At 61.1% G+C, this 17696-nt stretch carries 17 protein-coding genes; 4 read left to right on the top strand and 13 right to left on the bottom strand.

The window, feature by feature from the left end; translation table 11 throughout:
* Window positions 1-23 precede the first annotated feature (23 nt).
* Window positions 24-254 (bottom strand): hypothetical protein, encoded by a 231-nt coding sequence (locus tag KF757_03470; GenBank protein ID MBX3322031.1) that lies wholly within the window; start codon window positions 252-254, stop codon window positions 24-26.
* Between the two features lie 309 nt (window positions 255-563).
* Between KF757_03470 and KF757_03465 the strand changes: the two genes are divergently transcribed.
* Both KF757_03465 and queG read left to right on the top strand, forming a co-directional pair.
* Entirely contained in the window at window positions 564-1427 is an 864-nt protein-coding gene (locus KF757_03465; protein MBX3322030.1) for a sugar phosphate isomerase/epimerase, read from the top strand.
* A gap of 10 nt (window positions 1428-1437) precedes the next feature.
* Window positions 1438-2520 carry a tRNA epoxyqueuosine(34) reductase QueG gene (gene queG, locus KF757_03460; protein ID MBX3322029.1) on the top strand — a complete coding sequence of 361 codons (1083 nt, stop codon included), beginning with the start codon at window positions 1438-1440 and terminating at the stop codon, window positions 2518-2520.
* Between the two features lie 7 nt (window positions 2521-2527).
* Here the strand turns inward: queG and KF757_03455 are convergent, their stop codons facing one another.
* Together KF757_03455 and metK are read right to left on the bottom strand one after the other, a co-directional pair.
* Window positions 2528-3706: a hypothetical protein gene (locus tag KF757_03455; GenBank protein ID MBX3322028.1), complete on the bottom strand. Its 1179-nt coding sequence runs from the start codon at window positions 3704-3706 to the stop codon at window positions 2528-2530.
* A 9-nt stretch (window positions 3707-3715) separates the two neighbouring features.
* Window positions 3716-4903 (bottom strand): methionine adenosyltransferase, encoded by a 1188-nt coding sequence (gene metK, locus KF757_03450; GenBank protein ID MBX3322027.1) that lies wholly within the window; start codon window positions 4901-4903, stop codon window positions 3716-3718.
* A 176-nt stretch (window positions 4904-5079) separates the two neighbouring features.
* On the opposite strand from metK, the gene purM reads away from it, so the two are divergent.
* Window positions 5080-6159, top strand: coding sequence for a phosphoribosylformylglycinamidine cyclo-ligase (gene purM, locus KF757_03445; GenBank protein MBX3322026.1), 1080 nt, complete (start codon window positions 5080-5082; stop codon window positions 6157-6159).
* 55 nt (window positions 6160-6214) lie between these two features.
* Here purM and KF757_03440 read toward each other — a convergent pair whose 3' ends face one another.
* The 9 genes from KF757_03440 to KF757_03400 all read right to left on the bottom strand — a co-directional run bounded on the left by KF757_03440 (window position 6215) and on the right by KF757_03400 (window position 15145).
* Window positions 6215-7018, bottom strand: coding sequence for a hypothetical protein (locus tag KF757_03440; GenBank protein MBX3322025.1), 804 nt, complete (start codon window positions 7016-7018; stop codon window positions 6215-6217).
* Window positions 7015-8739, bottom strand: a complete 1725-nt coding sequence (locus KF757_03435) for a BatD family protein (GenBank protein MBX3322024.1) — start codon at window positions 8737-8739, stop codon at window positions 7015-7017. Before KF757_03435 ends, KF757_03440 begins: the two co-directional genes overlap by 4 nt.
* 35 nt (window positions 8740-8774) lie before the next feature.
* Complete coding sequence (locus KF757_03430) at window positions 8775-9803, bottom strand: hypothetical protein (protein MBX3322023.1); 1029 nt, start codon at window positions 9801-9803, stop codon at window positions 8775-8777.
* Complete coding sequence (locus tag KF757_03425; GenBank protein MBX3322022.1) at window positions 9800-10825, bottom strand: VWA domain-containing protein; 1026 nt, start codon at window positions 10823-10825, stop codon at window positions 9800-9802. Before KF757_03425 ends, KF757_03430 begins: the two co-directional genes overlap by 4 nt.
* Entirely contained in the window at window positions 10825-11880 is a 1056-nt protein-coding gene (locus tag KF757_03420) for a VWA domain-containing protein (protein ID MBX3322021.1), read from the bottom strand. Before KF757_03420 ends, KF757_03425 begins: the two co-directional genes overlap by 1 nt.
* Window positions 11877-12818, bottom strand: coding sequence for a hypothetical protein (locus KF757_03415; GenBank protein ID MBX3322020.1), 942 nt, complete (start codon window positions 12816-12818; stop codon window positions 11877-11879). The genes KF757_03420 and KF757_03415 overlap by 4 nt, the downstream gene beginning before the upstream one ends.
* Window positions 12815-13705 carry a DUF58 domain-containing protein gene (locus tag KF757_03410; protein MBX3322019.1) on the bottom strand — a complete coding sequence of 297 codons (891 nt, stop codon included), beginning with the start codon at window positions 13703-13705 and terminating at the stop codon, window positions 12815-12817. Before KF757_03410 ends, KF757_03415 begins: the two co-directional genes overlap by 4 nt.
* Window positions 13706-13720: 15 nt before the next feature.
* The gene (locus KF757_03405; protein ID MBX3322018.1) at window positions 13721-14710 is read right to left on the bottom strand and encodes an AAA family ATPase; all 990 of its coding nucleotides are present in this window, start codon (window positions 14708-14710) and stop codon (window positions 13721-13723) included.
* Between the two features lie 117 nt (window positions 14711-14827).
* A complete protein-coding gene (locus tag KF757_03400) occupies window positions 14828-15145 on the bottom strand; it encodes a DUF3467 domain-containing protein (GenBank protein ID MBX3322017.1) in 318 nt (105 codons plus the stop codon).
* Window positions 15146-15404: 259 nt separating this feature from the next.
* Between KF757_03400 and KF757_03395 the strand changes: the two genes are divergently transcribed.
* Window positions 15405-16766: a hypothetical protein gene (locus tag KF757_03395; GenBank protein MBX3322016.1), complete on the top strand. Its 1362-nt coding sequence runs from the start codon at window positions 15405-15407 to the stop codon at window positions 16764-16766.
* Window positions 16767-16779: 13 nt separating this feature from the next.
* Here the strand turns inward: KF757_03395 and KF757_03390 are convergent, their stop codons facing one another.
* Window positions 16780-17619 carry an ABC transporter ATP-binding protein gene (locus KF757_03390; protein ID MBX3322015.1) on the bottom strand — a complete coding sequence of 280 codons (840 nt, stop codon included), beginning with the start codon at window positions 17617-17619 and terminating at the stop codon, window positions 16780-16782.
* Window positions 17620-17696 lie beyond the last annotated feature (77 nt).

Here is a 17696-nt window from a genome sequence, read left to right as displayed (position 1 = left end):
GAGGTTTGGAGGTTGGCGTTTGATCAATCGACGCGCGAGAGGGCGAGGGCCTGACGTTCGCGTGTGAGGAGGTCGACCGTGTCGCGCCGAACGATGACGGTTCCATCGCCGGGCTCTGGGGAAATGTCGATGTTGCGTGCGGCGTAGAAATCGCGCTGGCGTGTGTTGGTGCAACCGCCGACCGAGCCGAGGAGGACAAGGGCCGTGCTGATGATGACGACGCATTGCGTCGTGCTGGTGCGGAGACTGGACAACCGCGGACCTTTCAAAGCCTCAACGTTGGCGACGTTCGCACCCCGCGTGCCGCTGATGGGAGATCGGAAAGATGACACCCGGTGGTTGAGGGTTTGGGCTCGTGGCTGGACTCTGGCAGGGTTGGTGGTGCCCGCGTGATCGGCATGCTTGGTGCAGACATCATCGGATCGTGGTGAACATGGGGTTCTTCGGACGTTGTGGGTGTGGTTCATGGCGACCTCTGTTCTGGCGTGTGCTCCCCAAGTGCAGCACGACCTACCATTGATCCGCACCGGGGATGGGGTCCCTGACAAGGAGTTTTTTGCACCATGAAGCCTGCGATCAGCACAGTGGCATGTCCGGAGTGGACGCTTGAGCGGGTGTTCGAGTTTGCGAGGAAGATCGACGTGACCGGTGTGGAGTTGCGGACGTTCGGCGATGACTCATCGCAGTTCGCGCCGGATCCGTGCCTGACGGACTTTGCGAAGATTCGGCGTCTGAGTGCGCAGTCTGGGGTGTCGATTGCGTGCCTTGCGACTTCGATTCGGTATGACGCGCCGATTTTTCCGCCGGTGGTGGGGCGTGTGGTGAGCCAAACGCAGATTGAGGTGCGTGCGACCAAGCGGATGATTGACGTGGCGCGCGAGGTGAAGGCTCCGTTTGTGCGCGTGTTTGCGTTTGAACTCGGGGCCAAGGAGACGCGCAAGGCGGGGCTTCGGCGGATCATCGAGCGGATGGAACTCGCGGCGGCGTGCGCGCGCAACACGGGTGTGCGGCTGCTGATTGAGAATGGCGGGTCGTTTGCGACGGCGGAAGATCTCAATGAGATCATGGATCGTCTGGCATCGACTCACGTTGCGGCTGCGTATTGCCCGGCGGTTGCTCAGTCGGTGGGGGAGGACCCTGTCGAGGGCGTGCGCATGCTGGGTGAGCGGCTTGAGAGCGTGAAGTTGAAAGATTTTGTAGGAACCACGGCTGTTCCGATCGGGCACGGCGAGATGCACTGTCGCGAGGTGGTCGAAGAACTGGCGCGGCGAAACTATGGCGGCTGGGCGGTGATCGAGTGGGATCGCCTGTGGCTTTCGGGGCTTGAGGCGGCCGAGCGGGTGTTGCCTCAGAGTGTGGCGGACCTGATGGGGTGGTATGCGGGCGCTCGTGCAAAGGCTGGCCCGCGTGCGATGGCGATGAGTTAGGCGCGAGGGTGTGAGCGAAGATCGCGAACGAACGCAACGTTTGATCGAGCGATGCAAGTCGCTTGGTTTCGCGGCGTGTGGGGTGTGCGCTGCCGAACCGAGTAGATGGTCGAAAGAGTTTGAGGCGTGGATTGCGGCTGGCAAGCACGGCTCGATGACGTGGCTGGCAGAGCACGCCGATGTGCGGTGCGATGTGCGGTTGATGCTGGCGGATGCGGCAAGTGTGCTGATGGTTGCGGATCAGTACGCGGTGCGGGGTCAGCGTGAGGACAGGCACGGGCGAGTGCGATTGGGGCGGGTGGCGCGGTATGCGCGCGGGCGTGATTATCATGTGGTGCTTAAGAAGCGGTTGCATACGCTGTGCGATGAGTTGAGCAAGGCGTATCCGGGCGAGCGGTTTCGCGCGTTTGTTGATACGGCTCCGGTGCTTGAGCGCGAACTGGCGGCACGCTGCGGGATCGGGTGGACGGGAAAGCACACGCTGACGATTCATCCGAGGCTGGGCAGTTATGTGCTGCTGGGCGGGGTGGTGACGACGCTGAGGCTTGAGGCGTCTGCGGAGCAGCGCGTGGTTGCGGATCATTGCGGGACGTGTACGCGGTGCATTGATGCGTGCCCGACGCAGGCGATTACGCCTTATGCGGTCGATGCGAGGCGTTGCGTGAGTTACCTGACGATCGAGCATCGGGGGCTGATCGAGGAAGAGTTTTTTGAGGGAATTGGGGATTGGGTTTTCGGGTGTGATGTGTGCCAGGAGGTGTGCCCGCACAATTCGGAGCGTGCGGGCGCGGCGGGCGAGCGGGCTGGAAGTGTGTATCCGGCGTATGAAGCGCGCGTGAGCGGGTTCGACTTGCTGGAGGTGTTGGGTTGGGAGGAGGATGAGCGGCGTGAAGCGTGTTCGGGTTCGGCGATCAAGCGGGCGAAGCTGGACATGATGCGTCGGAATGCGGCGATTGCTGCGGGGAATGAACTGGCACGGGGTGAGGATGCGGCGTTGCGTGCGCGGATTGAGGAGATTGCGCGCGATGATGCGAGCGAGTTGGTGCGTGAGACGGCTTTGCAGGTGCTGCGAAGGTCTGGGGAACGCTTGTGAGTGCTTGTTATTGAAGTGCGGCGCGTCTGGGGAGGAAGAGGCGTGCGAGAATGACTACGGCAAGGCCGAAACCGAGCCAGATTTCCTGACGTTCGATAAAGCCCATCCAAAACATGGGGGCGGCGATACCGACGGCGGCGGCGCAGACGCGAATTGTTTTGCGCCTGGCGGCGGGGGTTGCGATGCGCGTGGGGATCATGACGAGCCAGACGTATGCGGGGAAGACGAGGCCATAGAAGGACATGAAGAGGCGGTATCCGAGTTCACCAGCGGATATGCCTGAGTGTTCGGGCAGGCGCGAGGCGATGATGGCTGCGAGCGCGGCCAGCACCCAGAATCCCCAGGCGAACTTTTCGGGGATGAGCATGGGCGTGGTGGCACGGCGGTGAGCGGCGATGGTAAAACTGGCTTGGATCAAGAGGTGAAAGAGGATTGCGGCTGCGATCCAGGTGGGGAGGACACGGGGTGAGATGCGTTCGTCGATGAAGGGTGCGTATGCGAGAGTGAGAAGGATCATCGCGGCGAAGAAGAACCCGAAGCCGAGCGTGAAGGCAATGCGCGACTGTCGGGCGGTGAGGGAAAGTCGTGTGGCGTGGAAGGTGAGATCGAGGTATGGGCAGAGGGCAAAGCCGAAGATGCAGATGGGGGCGAGCCAGAGGAGGCCGGTCGGCAAGGTTTCGAGTGCGGGCGTGGGGATGACGGATTTGGTGTGAAATGTCAGGGCGATGAAGACCGCGGCCGAGAGGAGCCAGATGGGGAGGGCAATGGCGACGAGGCTGCGCGATGGGCGTGTGATGAGTAGGGCGAAGGCAGCGATTGCCAGGAGGAGCACGATTGTCAGGGAGACTCGATCGAGGTGCAGGCTGGTTGCGACCCATGAGCTGAGCCAGGTGATCCAGTAGATGTGGAATGCGATGGTGACGATGGAGAAGGCTTCGAGCGCGGGGCGATGCAACGTGACAAGACGGGCAGCGAACTCGCGTGTCGAAAGCACCCAGCCCATGGCAGCGGCACCGACGATGTTGGGGAGTGCGAAGACGAGGAACGCCCAAGGGCCGAAGTCGCGGACGAGGAGAATCGGGAGGAACATGCCGATGCACCATGTCCATGAGACAGCCAGGAACGCTGCGCCGGCGAGGGTGCCGATGGGGTTGTGTTTCCGAGGTTCGTTGCTCGGGGGATGCATCGGAGTGGCTTAGCCGATGGCTTTGCGAAGGGCGTCGACCTTGTCGGTGCGTTCCCAGGTGAAGCCGGCATTTCGGACGCTGGTGCCTTCGAGGCGTTTGTACTCGATTTCGGCGGGTGGGCGGCCGAAGTGCCCGTGTCGTGCGGTGGGGCTGTAGATGGGTTTGCGCAGGCCGAGGGTTTCGATGATTCCCTTGGGGGTGAGGGTGAATGTGTCGCGGATTGCCTTACTGATGCGTTCGGGGTCGGCGCGGTGGGTGCCGAAGCAACTGACGTGAACGCTGGTGGGTTCGGTGACGCCGATGGCGTAGCTGAGTTGGATTTCGCATTCGTCGGCGAGTTCGGCCGCGACGACGTTCTTGGCGATGTAGCGAGCCATGTATGCAGCGGAGCGATCGACCTTGGTCGGGTCTTTGCCACTGAAGGCGCCGCCGCCGTGGCGTCCGCGTCCGCCGTAGGTATCAACGATGATTTTTCGTCCGGTGAGTCCGCTGTCGCCGTGTGGTCCGCCGATTTCGAATCGGCCTGTGGGGTTGACGTGGATGGTGATGCCGGGATTCCACCATTCGCCGAGCACGGGCTTGATGATTTTCTCGACGACAGCCTTCTTGAGGTCGGGCTGGCGATCGTTCCATGTCGGGTCGTGCTGTGTGGAGAGGACGACGGTATCGACGCGGACGGGTTTGTGGTTGGCGTATTCGACGGTGACCTGACTCTTGGCATCTGGGCGTAGGCCCGGGATGAGCGATTCGCGGCGGATGTGTGCCTGTTGCTCGACGAGGCGGTGAGAGAGCTGGATGGGGAGAGGCATGAGTTCTTCGGTTTCGCGGCAGGCAAAGCCGAACATCATGCCCTGATCGCCGGCGCCTTCGCGGTCGACACCCATGGCGATGTCGCGTGATTGTTTGTTGAGGGCGACCATGACGGCGCAGCTCTCGGCATCGAAGTGCATATCGCCACTGGTGTAGCCGATTTCGCGGATGGCGCGGCGGACGATGTCGGGGATATCGACGTAGGTATTGGTGGTGACTTCACCTGCGACGACAACGAGGCCTGTGGCGACGAGCGTTTCGCAGGCGACGCGCGAGTGCGGGTCGTCGGCCAGCATCGCATCGAGAATGGCATCGGAGATCTGGTCTGCCACTTTATCGGGGTGGCCCATGGAGACGGATTCGGATGTAAAGAGGTGGTTGGACATGGCACGAAATCCCTGAAACGCGGGTTGGGTTGATGTGCTGACCGGCTTGACCAGCGGACCTTGAGGACGATCGTAGACCTTGCGGGGTGCGAGGGTCGGAGGGTCGAGAAGTTCCTGGCGGAGGCTTGTGCCCAGTTGGGCTGCGGAGGGTGGGTGCGAGGCCATATCCTCCGGGCATGGCGAAGACGAAATCTGGCGGTCTGACATATGCCGAGTCGGGAGTCAGCATCGAGGCGGGCGATCGATTCGTAGCGTCGATCGGGTCGCTGTTGCGGCGGACGCACGGGCAGAGAGTGATTGCGAACCCCGGTGGGTTTGCGGGGCTATACCGGCTTGACTACAACGAGGAATTGTTTCGACACAACTACCGCGAGCCGGTGCTGGTGTCGTGTGCCGATGGCGTGGGGACGAAGGTGCACCTTGCCAAAGAGATGAATCGGTACGACACGGTCGGGATCGATCTTGTGGCGATGAATGTCAATGACCTGATTGTGCAGGGTGCCGAGCCGTTGTTTTTTCTGGATTACATCGCGGTTCATCGGGTGGAGCAGGAGATGCTGATGGCACTGCTCAGCGGGATCAGCCGCGGGTGCGAGCTTGCGCGGTGTGCGCTGCTTGGTGGCGAGACCGCGGAGATGAACGACCTGTACAAGGAAGGCGACTTCGATCTGGCCGGGTTTGCGGTGGGGGTGGTCGAGCTTTCGCGGGCGACGGATGCGACGCGCGTCGAGCCGGGAGACATTGTGCTGGGTCTGGCGTCGAGCGGTGTGCACTCGAATGGGTACTCGCTCGTTCGCAAGATCGTACAGAAAGCCAAACTGAAGCTCGACAAGGTATATCCGGAGTTGGATCGCGAGCGCGTGCTGGGCGATGTGCTGCTTGAGCCGACGCGGATCTATGCGGATTCGATCGTGCGGCTCGGGCGGGCGTATCGCGTGAAGAAAGTTGTGACGGGCATGGCGCATATCACTGGCGGCGGGCTCGAGGGCAATTTGAATCGCGCACTGCACGACGGCGTCGATGCAGTCGTGGATCGACGGGCATGGGACAAGCCTTCGGTTTTTTCGTTTCTTCAGAAGAAGGGTGGGGTGGCAGAAGACGAGATGTGGCGCGTGTTCAACATGGGGATCGGGTACTGCCTGATCGTGCGCCCGACGTTTGCCGAGTCGATCGTGCGGAAACTGGAGCGGTTTGGCGAACGAGTCTGGACCATCGGACGAATCGAGCGCGGCAAGGGCGTTGTCCGATTCAAGTGATGATGACTGCTCAATGAAGTCTTTTGTAATGGCCGCTTGCGAGGAGCGAGTTTCATTACGGCTGCACGTAATCGAAGGTGTCGGTGGGAATCCACGTTTCAGAACCTGAGCGGAGGCGTACGCGCGTCCAGTCATTGCGGGACTCGATAGCGCGGGCTTCGGTGCCGGGCGGGAGGGTCTGCTCAAAGGTGGGCTCGTATACGTCGCGGCTGGGGCCATTGAAACCAAAGGTGGGGTTGAGTACGACGATGCGAGTATCGGTGCGACGATCCCACTCGCTGGCAACAAGTGCGAGGGCGGAGATCAACGCCAGGATTGCAGCGATGGCGGGGATGAAGGCGGGGGTGCTTGCGCGCACTGAACGAGAGCGTGCGATACAGATCCAGAGCACGGTCCACGACAGGACAAATGTGAACTGAACGACGATGGGCGAGACGAAGCGCCGCCAACTGTTGGCTACGTCGATCGCACGCTGGCTGGGCGCGGGTGCGATGTCGATCTGCACTGCTGCCCGCGCAGCAGTGAGTGCTTCGCGTGCCTGAGCGTGGCGTGGATCGAGCACCAGCGCCCGGTTAAGAGCGAGGACTGCCTGCCCGGTTTGTTCTGAGAGGAGGGCAGCATTCCCGAGGGCGCGGTACAACTCGGGGTTGTGGCCAGTTTCGCGCAAGGCACGAGTGAACTCGGCAGCGGATTGAGCGAAGAGGGCGCGAGCGAGAATCGGATCAGAGCGATAGACACCGATGGCCTGCTCATAGAGCGAAATGGCGTGCTCTGAGGCGGAGGCTGGTGGCGTCGCGCGAGCGTATGGTGCGAAAAGCAGCATGACAATGGAGCAGACGATGAGGCACAGGCGGTTCATTGTGTGCGCTCCATGTGCTCGTGTGCGTTGCGGAGGAGTTGGCAGCACCGCTCCGGATCGGGCGCGGGGCGATCGAGGCCCCCGAAGCGAGCCAGTTCGGTGCGTTCAAGTGCAGCTGCAAGTTCGCGTGCTTCGAGCGGAGTAGCAGCAATGCGGGCACAGTCATCGGCGGTGATTGCGTCGGGTCGTTGGGCCAGACGAAGGGCCATGTAGTGTCGCACGGCAAGATCGGTCTTGCCTGCGCGTGCGAGGCGGAGGGCTTTGTGCAGTGCGTGACGTGCGCGAGCACCGGGTCGGGTGGCGCGATCACGCACTGTCGAAAAAAAGATGACGAGCAGGGCAGCGGTCGGGGCAGCGGCGATGGCGTACCAGAACCACTGCTCGATTCGTTCAGGAGGTGCTGGTCTTGCCAGTTCATCGGCAGACGCCAGCGCCCAGATGCCGGGGGCGGAGCGATCGAGTGAGGAGCGTGAGGCGGGGGCGCGAAGGGGGCTGAGAATCGCGTCGGCCAGGGTGACATCCCGCGTGGAGCGGACGGTAATCGGGATGGGAGCCGTGAACGATGTTCCGAATTTGCCCTGCATAGGTTCGAAATACGAAAGTTCGAGTGGGGGAATCTCGGTGACGTTTTCGCTGAGTGCGCGGATGGTTGTGCGGAAGACGGCGCGGCCGGTGCTGTCGGGCACGCGTGTCCAGCCTGTGGTATCAAGTTTGAAGTGATCGACGAGTTGACGCTGAACTTCGAGATTGGGTCCATCTTCGATGCGCGGGGCGTTTGGGCCGGTGATGCGCACCTGCAACGCGATAGGGTCGCCGACGTTGACATCGGTGGGCGAGGCGCTTGCTTCGATCATGTATGAACCGATGAGGTCGGTAAAGGTGCTCGGGCGACCATCGGTTGGGATGGGGCGTGCGGTGAACTCGATGGGCGCGGTGCGAGAGATGCCTCGTTCTGTGCCTCGTTCGTTGCGGCGAGGCGTGTCGAAGATCATGACGATCGGGCCGAGGGAGAATGTGCCGGGGCGCTCGGCGATGATGCGCAGTTCGTAGGTGAGTGTGAGGGCGGCGGTGCCCTGAAAGGAACCTTGCCCGCGCTTGCCGTAGATGGTTTGGCCGAAGATTTCGGTGCGCAAGTACTGCCCAGAGCGATCGCGAAACGCGACTGGATCGCTGATTGGCTCGACGGTGAGGCCATCGGGAATGTCGCCACCTGCAAGGGCGAAACTCTGCACATCACGGCCGACGTACCACGTGAGGCGAAGCGTGACTGGTTCACCGACATACGCGCGAGGCTTGCTGATGCGGGCTTCGAGTGCAAAGTCATCTGGCTGATCCGGCTCGACGATTTCGACATCAACGGGATTGGTGTTGAAGGTGTTCCCATCGACGACGACTTGCATCGAGGGGATCGTGAGCGTGCCCGAACTGGATGCGGCCAGTGTGTAGGTGTAGGACTGGGTGATGACGTTGGTGACGACGATGTTGCCATTGGCGTCGCGGGCGCGTCCGGGCTGTGACATGAAAGAGGAGCCGGTGCTCAGAACACGGATCTGATTTGGGAAATTGACGATTGGATCTTCGACTGCCAGCCTCTTGTTTGAGAGAATGGAGATGACATAGCGAAACGTGCTGCCGAGGTATGCGCGCTCGGGTTCGACAGCCGCGGTGACTTCGATGCTGGTTTGGGCGCGTGCGTGAGAACAGACAAGGCAGATGAGCACGAACGCGAAATGATAAACTCGGGAACGTGTGTGCATTACCAATCTCGCTCTACGGGGACAGGGCGGCTGAGCATGCGACGAAGATTTTCGAGCTCACGTCGCTGCTGGCCCTCTTGTTCGAGGATTTGCTCGGCGTGTCTTTGCTCGGGGGATTTTGGTTGATCGGCAGCGGGCTGGTTGGGTGCTTCCTGTGGCTGCTGCTGTTGTTGCGGTTGTTCGCTCTGATCCTGTTGTTCTTGCGGCTGCTGATCGGCGGATTGTCGCAGGGCTTCGGCGATGGCGCGGAGTTGGTCGGCGGCGGTCTGCTGTTCGGGTGCGGCTCGATCGGTGCGGCTGACGGCGAGTTCTTCCATCGCGTCGCTTTGCGATTTCATGGCTTGTTGGAGCAAGTCGGCCAACTCGGGATTCTGGTCGAGAAGCTCTTCGAGATCGTTTGCTGCTTGTTGTGTCTGTTCATTGAGGTCCTGCTGGGATTCGAGCTGCTCGCGTGATCGGCTTGGCGGAGTTGTGCGCGTCTGGTCGGCTTGCTGTTGCTGTGCGTCCGCGAGTTGTTCCATCCGGTTGGCAGCGTCCTGCATCTGCTGTTGCTGACGTTGCTGCTCTTCGAGTTGGTCTTGAATCTGTGCGATGAGTCGCCGGACGAGTTCGGTGTTTCGAGCAGCGTCGAGATCGTTCGGTGCGACATCGAGAACTGCCCGGAAGGCAGCAGCGCTGGCGCGGAGGAGAACAAGTGCTTTGCCAAGGTCGCCTGGTTGAAGTTGGTCGTTGACGGTTCGAGGCTGCATCTCTGCCATCGCTGATTTGAAGAGCGCATGGGCGAGGTTGAAGCGGGCGTTGGGAGCAAGATGAGGGAAGGCTGTATCGACGGTGCGGTACGCCTCGATTGCGCCGGCATAGTTGCCAGCTTCGAGCAGTGCGCACCCGTGATTGAACATGCTTTCTGCGGATGGTCTGTGCGCGAAGGCCTGGGCGGCTTCGGGGAACTTGCCTTCGCTGAAGAGTCGATGGCCATTGTTGGGCGAGAGCGAGAGCAAGGCGGCGAAGATCAGCGTGTGCGGCATCATGGTTGCACTCTCCTGCGGTCATCAATGAACGATTCGATGACGAGCATGGCCAGCGCGATACAAAGAAAGGCCCAGAACATTTCGTCGTAGCGCATGGCATTGCCGGTTTCGAGTGTGATCTGATCGGCCGAGGCGATGAGTTGGGAGTAGATGTCGTCGAGAGCGATGTTGCCGGTGCCAACGTTGAGAAAAACTCCGCCTGGGGTGGCCTGGGCAATGCGGGCAAGTGCACCGGCATCGAGTCGAGAGCGAACTACTTCGCCGCGGTAGGTTGCGAATGGCTCGGTGGAGTTCTGGGCGGGGATTGGGGTGCCGTTTGTGTCGCTGCCGAGCCCGATTGTGATGATGCGGATATTGGACTGGGCTGCAGATTCGGCGGCTTCGACAGGCAGGCTGTCCTGATCTTCGCCATCGGTGATGAGGATGATGTCGCGGTAGATTGCGTCGGGTCGATCGCGTGTTGGGTCGCGCTCGAAGACTTGAGAAACTGTCTTACGGATGGCATCACCGATCATCGAGCCGCCGACAGGGACCGAATCGGGCGAGAGTTCTTCGAGGGCGAGATTGAAGAAGCCAATGTCGCGTGTGAGGGGGCACTTGACGACAGCGGACCCTGCGAAGGCAACGAGGGCGATTGAATCACCTTCGACGACCGAGGCCATATCGCGAATCCAGATCTTGGCGCGCTCAAGACGGTTGGGCGCGAGGTCGCGGGCCAGCATGCTGCGCGAGACGTCGACAACGAAGACGATTTCGCGGCCTTTTCGTGCGACGGGGATCTCTCGCTCGTTCCATTGTGGCTGCACCAGAGCAAAGGCGAGTGAAGCGGTAGCCAAGGCGCTCGCGATAGTGCGTACCCAGAAGTGGGCGGCCCGGCGCGGCGAAGTGATCTTTGTGACGAGGTCTGGGTCGGCGAAGCGAGCCAGAAGTTGCTGAGTGCGCGAGCGAGCGTAGAGCCAGAGCAGCGCCACTGCCGGAGCGGCCCAGAGGGCGTGAAACCAATGTGGAGCGCCCAGGTGCATCAGGTTGTCCTCCGCAAGACAAGCGTGCGCAGGAGCGATTCGAGCAGAATTGCGGCGAATGCGGCGATGGCGAGTGGCCTGTAGAGTTCGATGTAGTCTGTGAATTCCTCGATCTCGACTTTGCTGCGTTCGAGTTCGTCGATCTGGTTGTAGACCTGGCGCATGGCTTCAGCATCAGCTGCGGAGAAGTAGCGCCCTCCCGTGATGCTGGCGATGCGCTGAAGGAGATCACGATCGACTTCCATCGGCGTAAAGAGTGATCGCAGGGCGTTGTCGCTGGACGTGTCACCGATGCCGATGGTGTAGACACGAATGCCCCATTCGGCAGCGAGATGCGCAGCGTCGATGGGCGAAATGCCTCGATTGTTGGCACCATCGGTCAGGAGAATGACGACTTTGCTTTTGATGACGAAGTCGGGTGCTTGATCGCTGCGCGCAGTATTTCGTGCGATCTCGGCTTCGGCGTTCTTGAGTCGGGCAGCGGCGAGTTGCAATGCCGAGCCGATTGCTGTGCCATCTTCGCCACGGATAGAGGCGGTCTCGATCTGATCAATCATGGTGATCAGGGCGGCATGTGAGCGGACGAGGGGGCAGAGCGTGTCGGCAAAGCCAGCGAATCCGACCAGGCCGATCATGTCACCTTGTCGTCCGCGGTCGCGCTCGGAGGTCGAGTCCGGACCTTGGACGAACTCCTTGGCCATGGCGCGCGTGACTTCGATGCGTGTGGACATCTGCGAACCCCATCGCATGGGTTGTTCCATACTGCTCGATCGGTCGATGACGAGTTGAATCGCGACGCCTTCGATGGTGGTGCGGGTATGCCCCTCGAACTGCTGCGGGCGAGCGAGTGCGACGACAATGAGAGCGATCGAAACCGCACGCAGGAATGCGGGAAGCCACGCGAAACGCACGCGCCAAGACCTGCGTCCGGCGGCGAGGAGGTCATTCTGGGTATACATCACCCCGCTTTGCGCGCGATCGCGTGAAGCGAGCAGCACGATCGGCACAAGCACGAGCAGCACGAGCATCCAGGGCCATTGCCAGCGGTCGATCATGCAGCGGCCTCCGGCGTGTGAGGTGGCGAGTGCAACTGCTCGATGGCAGAGCGAATCGTGGCTCGCTGCTCTTTCGAGAGGCTGTCTCCAGAGTACTGAGCAGCGTCGAGTTTGTGCAGTAGGCCGACGAGTTGGCTCGTAACGGGATTGCTGTCTCGCCTGTTGATGGCTCGGATAATGTCTTCGGTTGTGATGGCGTCGCAGGAGACTTGCTCAAGCGGGTGAATTTTCGAGGCGATCAATCCGAGTGCGATGCGGGCAAACTCAGGGTCCGACAGCGTGTCGTCATAGAGTGAACGCGGTTTTGCGGCCGTTGCTCCTTTGGGTCGCTTGTGTGCTCGAAGCACGAGCACGAATGCAGCCACTATCACGATGGCGAGCAATGTGCCGCCCCAGATCAGCGTGGGCAGGATCGACGGCAGTACTGCTTGGCGCGGTTCATCAAGCAGCGGGCGGACCGGAGCGAGATCCTTGTCGGCTTCGGTCAGGACACTCACGACGCGCACGGTCTGGGGCGATGTTTCAAGGGAGGCGGATGTTCCATCGCGCGATCGCAGCACCGCTGTTACGCTTGGGATCTCATAGTCGCCGGGAAGGAACGGCTCGATGGTTAAGAGCCGCTGCTCAACCAGCATTGATGTCTGTGACATTGTCGGCGGTTGCGACGTTTCATGGAGAATCGTCCACCCATGTGCCGCAGGGTTGAAGGCGAATGAGGTGATGACGACGCCCGGGGCGGTCGAGATGGTGATGCTCACATCAATTGTGTCGACTGTGCGCATTTCGCCTGAAGGGATCACGATGTGCAGTGAGCCAAGTGCGGAATCGGAGCGCGACGAGATGGCGGCGTCGAGCGGTGGTGGCGGGTTTTCGTGTCGTTGACACGCCGAGAGCGCGAGGACGGCTATCACGAGCACGATGGGGTGGCGTGGGTTCATCGTCGCTTCTCCCGCAGGCGGAAGTAGCGTGCTAGTTCGCGGCCAAACGCGCTGGCGGTCGAAGCGTCGATGCAGTCAACGCGGGCAGATCGCAGCGCGTGCGTCACAGTGTCGCGCTGGCGTGTGGTTGCGGCTTCAAAATTGCGGCGGACAGACCTGCTCGAAGTGTCGATCAGCACGCTTTGGCCTGTTTCAGGATCTCGGAAGCGCATCAGGCCCGCAGATGGCAGTTCGAGCTCGCGCGGGTCGCTGGTGCGCAGCGCGATGACTTCGTGCCTGTGCGAAGCCATCTGGAGCGAACGCTTGAGTGGCACGAGCTCCCTGGCATCGAGAAGAAAGTCGGAGATGAGAAAGATGATGGCGTGCTGGCGTACCACCGTGCGGAGGAGTTCGAGCGCGTCGCGCATGGCAGCGCCCGAGCCGGCCGGTCGCGCGTCGAGGCAGGTGCGAATCACGCGCAGCAACGTCGAACGGCCCTTGCGGGGCGGAAGGAACGACTCGATCGTGTCGGCGTAGGTGATGAGGCCCACACGATCATTGTTGCGCGATGCGACGAGCGAAAGCACAGCCGCCATTTCGGCCGCCAGGCGAGCCTTGGTGCGCCCAACCGCGCCGAAGGCGGTCGAAGCACTGATATCCACGCACAGGATGACCGTGAGTTGCCGCTCTTCGATGAACCGTTTGATGAATGGCTTGCCGGCGCGGGCCGTCACATTCCAATCGATGAGGCGTACGTCGTCGCCGGGCTGATACTCGCGCACATCGGCAAACTCGATGCCTTGCCCTTTGAAGGCGGCGTGATACTCACCGGTGAGCAGATCATCGACCCGCCTTTTGGCATGGATCTCAAGCCGGCGCACTTCCCGCATGAGTTCTTCGGTCAACATGCCTCTGATCCCCACCTATGGAACAGCGACGTGGTCGAAGATGCGACGAAGGATCTGGTCTGAAGTCACGTTCTCGGCTTCGGCTTCGTAACTGACCAGAACGCGGTGACGCAGGACATCGAGCCCGACGTTCTTGACGTCGCTGGGCGTGACGAACCCGCGGCCCGAAAGAAACGCCCGTGCTCGCGACGCGAGCGCCAGTGCGATCGAAGCGCGGGGCGAAGCGCCGTACTCGATCAGACGGGCGAGGGCATCGTCGATCACGCGAGGCTCGCGCGTCGCATGAACCACATCGACGATGTAATCCTTGATCGCGTCGGCGATGACGACCTGATTGACGAGTTTGCGTGCTTGGCGGATTTCGTCAAGCGTGATGACAGGTTCGATCGAGAGTGCCGGAGCGCTCGATGCCATGCGATCGACGATCACGCGCTCTTCTTCGCGGGTCGGGTATCCCACATGAACCTTGAGCATGAAGCGATCGAGTTGTGCTTCGGGAAGCGGATATGTGCCTTCCTGCTCGATGGGGTTCTGGGTCGCGAGCACCAGGAAGGGGTCATCGATCGGATATGTGGTGTCGCCGATCGTGACGTGGCGTTCCTGCATGGCCTGAAGGAGGGCGCTTTGCACCTTGGCCGGCGCGCGATTGATTTCATCGGCCAGAACAAGGTTCGCGAAGATTGGACCTTTGCGCGTGGTGAATGCGCCGGTATCGGGGCGATAGATAAGAGTGCCGATGAGGTCGGCCGGGAGAAGATCGGGCGTGAACTGGATGCGTGAAAAGGACGCGTGGATCGCGCGTGAAAGTGAACTGACCGTCAAAGTCTTGGCCAATCCAGGCACGCCTTCGAGCAACACATGGCCACCGGTGAGCAGCCCGATCAGCAGGCGCTCGATCATGGCCCGCTGTCCTACGACAACTGTGGCGACAGCGTCTGTCATACGCGTCATGACCTCGGCCTGACGCTCGATTTCGGTAGAAAGGTCCGGTGGGACAATCGTCATGCAGTTCTCCAACGTACCGGTTCAGTTGGTCAGGATGCGCACCCTCAGCGTTTCCGCCGAATCTGCGTGAAGATTCCTGCGTGGCGACACCGAGGGTCTTTTCCGGTATTCGGCCGATTAGCCGTTCTGGCCACCCGCGGGCGGTGCAGCCGGACGCTGAATCTGGATTTCGCCGTTCTGCTCTTCATACTGACGAATCAGCTGGCCCAGGCTCATCGCCAGGCGCTTCGCGCCGGCCCAGTTCATCACGATGCGGCTGCCCACCGTGAACACCACGGTCGGGGGCTGATTGGGCATCTGCATCGGGATGTTCAGCCCGAAGTCCATGATCACTTCGTCCATCGTGGTCGAAGTGCGGATGGTGTTCGCATAAGTGCTATGCATTTTGGATTCGTCGATGCGGAGCTGAATCTGCTGACCTTGGTTCTCTGCCATGGCGTTGGGTCCACCTTTCGAGGATCTGGGTTTGCGTGCCACCCGGGTATGCTGCGGCTTCGGGCCGCACGCGCCGGGTCACAACCTTAGCCACACTGCGGCGGTTTTGACACTGCCTCACGATGCATCGGTCGGCCATACAGGGGCGAATATGCCTGTGGTAAGCAACCAGCTCTGTAGAATTGTGTGTGTACTGGGCATTGCTAAACCGCAAAGGTCGACGGGCATGCACTGGCCGATCTGCAGCCGAAGGGGGAGAATGATGCGATTGTGGCTCGTGATGGGATTTCTTGCGGCGTGTCTTGGGCAAGTGAGGGCAGACCTTGGCGAACCGGGGACATTTGCTGCGGGCTACAGGCAGGTCAGTGTGACGCGGGCAAACGGCTCGACTTTTACCGCCAGGCTGTTTTATCCGGCGTTGGTCGCAGGGGAGAACGCGGCGATCGACGGATCGGGCGGGCCTTACCCTGGAATCAGTTTCGGACATGGATTTGTGCAGGCGGTGTCCAACTATCAATCCACGCTTTTGCATCTCGCGTCGCATGGCTATCTCGTCATCGCGACCAACTCGGAGGGAGGCCTCTTCCCGAGCCACGCGAATTTCGCCGCCGATCTGCTCCTCAGCCTGACCTATCTTGAGCAGCAGAACACGCTTCCGGGAGGGTTTCTCGAAGGACTTGTCGATACCGCAGCGTTCGGGCTCAGTGGTCACTCGATGGGAGGCGGCGCATCGATTCTGGCTGCGAGCGATCCACGAGTGCGGGCGATTGCGCCACTTGCAGCTGCGAATACCAATCCATCGAGCATTGCGGCATCGAGCGCATTCTTTGTTCCTGTGCGGCACATTGTGGGTTCATCGGACACAATCGTTACGCCCGCAACGACCATCCAGATGTACAACAACTCGGCACGTGCTCGGCAGTTTGTGAACCTGCAGGGCGGGTTTCATTGCGGGTTCATCGACTCGCAGGGGTTCGGCTGTGACACCGGAAGCATGACGCGAGGCGATCAATTGCGCTTCACGCGACGCCTGCTCACCGAATTCTTCAATCTGTACCTCAAGGGCGACCAGAATGCATGGCGCGCAGTCTGGTTCGATGAAGCACAGTCCGACCCGCGCATTGTGACCACAGGCGAGGCGGACAGCGAGATCTCCCCTGCTGAAGCAAACCTCAGTGTGCGAGCAGGCGCAACTGTCACAATCCCGATTGATGTTTTCAATCGCGGGCCGGATGTGATGACGTTGACGCTCGAAGTCGTCGAGTCCCCTTGGCCGGTCGCGTTCGAGCCTGCGGGTGTGGGACCGCTGGCGATCAATGCTTCGGGCAAAGCTGTCGTGCGAGTTGTCCTTCCGCCCGAGGCTACGCTCGGCCAAAGCACGGTTATCGTCGCGGCCAGATCCGGGCGCGATGGTGGTTCACGCTCGATTGCCAGACTCGCTCTCACCGTAACTTGCGGCGGTGACTTCAACGGCGACAAGGTGGTTGACTTCTTCGATGTTCAGGCGTTCCTGGCGGCATTCAGTGACGACGATAGTTCGGCCGACTTCAACGGCGATGGCATCTTCGACTTCTTCGATGTGCAGGCATTTCTGGCGTCGTTCTCCGCCGGATGCGGGTGATCTCGCGTCAACCTTATCCCGCGCGCCGCGGCACTGGCCTGGGCACCGCGGCCAGCAGCGTTTTGGTGTACTCGTGCTGCGGGTCATGGATAATCTGTTCGCGCGCTCCAACTTCTACGATCTTGCCCGCTTTCATGACTGCGATTCGCGAGCACATGTGTCCGATGACTGCCATGTCGTGGCTGATGAACAGGTAGCTCAGATGCAGATCACGCTGGAGATCCTTGAGCAGGTTGATGATCTGGGCTTGAACAGAAACATCAAGAGCACTCGTCGGTTCATCGCAGATGATGAAGTGCGGGTTGATCGAAAGCGCGCGGGCGATGCCGATGCGTTGCCGCTGCCCGCCACTGAACTCGTGCGGATAGCGGTCGATCACGCTCGAAGGCATTCCGCAGCGATCCAGAAGCGTTGCGGCGCGGGCGCGAAGGTCGGAGCGTGTGCGCGCAAGACCGAAGATACGCAAAGGCTCAGTCACAATCTGCCACACGCGCATGCGCGGATTGAGGCTGCCAGCGGGGTCCTGAAAGATGATTTGCATGTTCTTGCGGTGTTCGCGCAGCTCGCGGCCTCGAGCCCCCAGCACATCGCTTCCCTCGAACATGACGCTGCCCGATGCGGCACGCACAAGTCCGAGAATCGTGCGGCCGACGGTGGTCTTGCCACAGCCTGACTCCCCAACCAGCCCGAGGGTTTCCCCTGGCGCAATGTCGAACGACACGCCATCAACCGCGCGCACATGGTCGGTCACTCGGGCGAAAAGACCTGAACGCACCGGAAAGTGCGTAACCAGATCGCGAACGCAAACAAGTGGCGGGGCGGGATGATCAGGCATGCGGCTTGCGGCGGTCATGGATAGGCATGGTAGAACGTCAGGGCGTGTCAACCGCCGCCTTGCGCCGTTTGATTTGACGCGGGCATCGAAGGGCA

Source organism: Phycisphaeraceae bacterium, assembly GCA_019636795.1.
Classification (GTDB): domain Bacteria; phylum Planctomycetota; class Phycisphaerae; order Phycisphaerales; family UBA1924; genus JAHBWW01.
Note: the sequence above shows the minus strand (reverse complement) of the source record. Positions and strands in the feature narration are given on the sequence as shown.